Source organism: Streptomyces niveiscabiei (assembly GCF_001419795.1).
Taxonomy (GTDB): domain Bacteria; phylum Actinomycetota; class Actinomycetes; order Streptomycetales; family Streptomycetaceae; genus Streptomyces; species Streptomyces niveiscabiei.
Genome location: NZ_LIRL01000658.1, coordinates 1 through 3,136 on the forward strand (window position 1 = coordinate 1; position 3,136 = coordinate 3,136).

The window sequence follows — 3,136 nt, forward strand, 5'->3', positions numbered from 1 at the left end:
CCGGGAATGCCCGGCGCGCGCGTGGGGTTCGCCTACGGCGACTCCCCGTCCGGGAATGCCCGGCTGCGGGCGGGTTTCGCGTGGTGACTCCTGTCCCGGCAATCCCAGGCGCGCGGGCGCGGGGTTCCTGTGCGGCGAGTCCCGGTCCCGCCCGGGAATGCCCCGTTCTGCCGTGAGCCCGCGCGGGTGTGCGTGCGGTCCGGCGCTATAGGGCGCCGCGGCGAGGCGCCCTGCGGAACGCGTTTCGTTCTATGAAGCGGCTATGCGGATGTTTCGCGACGGGCGCGGGGCGTCGTTCGAGCGGGGCTATAGGCGGCGGCGAAGGTGTCCGGCAATGCGGTGTCTTGCCGGGCTCCCCGGGATTCGAGGGGAGAAGCGCGGGCCGGAGTAGTCATCGAACGCTCACTGATCGTGGTGACCGGGTTCGCGGGGGAAATTGACCTGACCGTGCTCGCGGGAGCGCTCTCGGTGGGCGGTGTTCGCGATCGGGCCGCGTTTGAGGGCCCTCCCGTTTCCCCGGCCCGGCTTCTTCGTGGCTCGGAATCGTCGGAGTCCGGGATTTTCCGGCCTCGGATTTACCGGTTCCGGTCCCCTGGTGCCTGCATTTCACGGGCATGGGGGTCACGGATTCCCTGGTCGGCCGCGGCGCGCGCGTGATCGCCGGGAACGCCGGACCGTGCGGGCGGGGCCGTGAGGATACCCGGAGGACCTTGAGCAGGGCTCGGGGTTTTCAAAAGCTCTGGAATACCGCCCCGGGATCTGCCGATCCGCCCGGCGGAACACCCCCGCGCGGGCGCGGACGGCCCCGACCAGGGCGTCCCGCCCTTCCCGACCCCGCCCGGATGTCCGCTTTCTCCGTGGCTACCCTGGATCCATGGACTACGTCTCCGCGCTCGTGCCCCCTGTCGTCATGGCCGTGCTCTTCATCGGTCTGATCCGCGTGATCGTGAAGACCCAGGGCGGGGCCAACAAGGCCAAGGAGGACGCGGCCGTCGACGCGGCGCTCGCGCGCGCGGAGGCGGCCCGGCAGCCGGGTGCAGGCGGCACCGAGGGCTGACGGCACCTCGTCGCCGTACATCCCATTCGTTCTCTTTCCTCCCGGAAGATTCGTTTCGGGAGGTGAATGCGGGGATCTCCCGTTAGTGTGCTGAGCGTGCCTCGCCCCTTGGGAGAACTCGAAGACGCGGTCATGACGCGGGTGTGGAAGTGGAACCGCCCGGTGACCGTTCGGGAAGTCCTGGAAGACCTCCAGCAGGAACGGTCCATCGCCTACACCACGGTGATGACCGTTTTGGACAATCTCCATCAGAAGGGCTGGGTCCGCCGGGAGTCGGAGGGCCGGGCCTATCGCTATGAGGCGGTCTCCACGCGCGCGGCGTACTCCGCCGCCCTCATGAACGACGCGTGGAGCCAGAGCGACAACCCCGCCGCCGCCCTCGTCGCCTTCTTCGGGATGATGAGCGAGGAACAGCGCGAGGCGCTGCGGGACGCCGTACGGATGGTCCAGGGGCCGGAGACGCCCACGCGGAGCCCCGGCGCGGCGGCCGGGGACGCCGGGCGATAGCGTCCGGCACATGTCAGCGCACAACCCTCCGGCGGAGAACCCTCCCGCCAAAGCCATCACCGTCCGGCGCGCGCGCACCGGCGACGTCCCCGCCGTACGCGCACTCCTCGACGACTACGCGCGCGGGCGCATCCTGCTCGACAAAGCGACGGTGACGCTTTACGAGGACATCCAGGAGTTCTGGGTCGCGGAACGGGACGACAACGCCGAGGTCGTCGGGTGCGGGGCGCTGCACGTCATGTGGGAAGACCTCGCGGAAGTCCGTACTCTCGCCGTCCAGCCCGGCCTGAAGGGCTCCGGTGTGGGGCATCAGTTGCTGGAGAAGTTGCTGCACACGGCGCGCTGGCTCGGTGTTCGCCGGGTTTTCTGTCTGACCTTCGAAGTGGACTTCTTCGGCAAGCACGGCTTCGTGGAGATCGGCGAGACGCCGGTGGACACCGATGTCTACGCGGAGCTGCTCCGTTCCTATGACGAGGGCGTCGCCGAGTTCCTCGGACTCGAACGAGTGAAACCGAACACCTTGGGCAACAGCCGGATGCTTCTGCATCTGTGATCGACCTTGCCCAGGGGTCCTATGTCCGAAACGCGCACGTTTCCGGTCGGGGCGGGGGGCCGGTCTCTCCCAGGGGTTTGTGTTTTCCCAGCAAAAGCGGTTTGCTTTCCGACGTACTGCGTAGTGCATATAACTAGGGGCGGTGAAACGGCGGACGCCGCAGAGCCTCGGCCCTCACGTTATCGATGAAAGGAATACCCGGTGGCACAGAAGGTTCAGGTCCTTCTTGTCGACGACCTCGACGGCGGCGAGGCGGACGAGACCGTGACGTTCGCGCTGGACGGCAAGACCTACGAGATCGATCTCACGACGGCCAATGCGGACAAGCTGCGCGGCCTTCTCGACGCGTATGTGAAGGGCGGCCGGCGTACCGGTGGCCGTGCTTCCGGCGGGCGCGGAAAGGCCCGTGCCGCGGCCGGCGGCAACCAGGACACCGCGCAGATCCGCGCCTGGGCGAAGGAGAACGGCTACGACGTCAACGACCGCGGCCGTGTTCCCGCGACCATCCGCGAGGCCTACGAGAAGGCCAACGGCTGAGCGCTCGCGCTCCGCAGGCGGACACGGTGCGTGTGAGTCGCCAGCGTGTCCACCAGACGCACGAGACCGGGGGCGCCCTCATCGCCCCCCGGCGCCGACATCGTCGGCAGCGAGGACTCCTCGCGACCCGGAACGGGGGGCCGCAGCCACACGGCGGCCCCCTGTACAGCACCCCGGCGCGGCGCCCCCGGCGGCAGCGGTGCGATCACGCTCCCGCCCGCCCCGACCGCGACGAGATCCAGCGGCAGCGCTCCCCACTCGAGCCACCGCAGAATCCCCGGCACCTCCTCGGCCCCGCCGACGGCGACCAGGAACCCCATCCGGTCACCGCACACCAGGACGGGGCCCACACAGACGGGCCGCTCCCGCGCCGGGCGCGCCTCGGAGGCGGCCCGCTCATACGCCCGGCCCCCCTCGGAGGCGGCCCGCTCCCGCTGCGGACACTCCTCGGCGACGGCACGCTCCCGCTCCCTTTCGCAGGC

Annotated in this window: 5 protein-coding genes; 4 read left to right on the forward strand and 1 reads right to left on the reverse strand. The window is 69.7% G+C overall.

Annotated features, from left to right (window positions below; genetic code table 11):
• The first annotated feature begins 874 nt into the window (after nucleotides 1-874).
• From AOK24_RS29575 to AOK24_RS29590, 4 genes are all read left to right on the forward strand, one after another.
• Nucleotides 875-1,057 carry a hypothetical protein gene (locus tag AOK24_RS29575; protein WP_055723104.1) on the forward strand — a complete coding sequence of 61 codons (183 nt, stop codon included), beginning with the start codon at nucleotides 875-877 and terminating at the stop codon, nucleotides 1,055-1,057.
• A 108-nt stretch (nucleotides 1,058-1,165) separates the two neighbouring features.
• A complete protein-coding gene (locus AOK24_RS29580) occupies nucleotides 1,166-1,564 on the forward strand; it encodes a BlaI/MecI/CopY family transcriptional regulator (protein WP_079057054.1) in 399 nt (132 codons plus the stop codon).
• A gap of 10 nt (nucleotides 1,565-1,574) precedes the next feature.
• Nucleotides 1,575-2,117, forward strand: a complete 543-nt coding sequence (locus tag AOK24_RS29585; RefSeq protein ID WP_055723106.1) for an amino-acid N-acetyltransferase — start codon at nucleotides 1,575-1,577, stop codon at nucleotides 2,115-2,117.
• A 201-nt stretch (nucleotides 2,118-2,318) separates the two neighbouring features.
• Complete coding sequence (locus tag AOK24_RS29590; protein ID WP_010351472.1) at nucleotides 2,319-2,654, forward strand: histone-like nucleoid-structuring protein Lsr2; 336 nt, start codon at nucleotides 2,319-2,321, stop codon at nucleotides 2,652-2,654.
• On the opposite strand, the gene AOK24_RS29595 is transcribed toward AOK24_RS29590, so the two are convergent.
• A partial coding sequence (locus AOK24_RS29595; RefSeq protein ID WP_240554194.1) for an SCO3374 family protein occupies nucleotides 2,633-3,136 on the reverse strand: 504 nt, incomplete at its 5' end. The genes AOK24_RS29590 and AOK24_RS29595 overlap by 22 nt on opposite strands.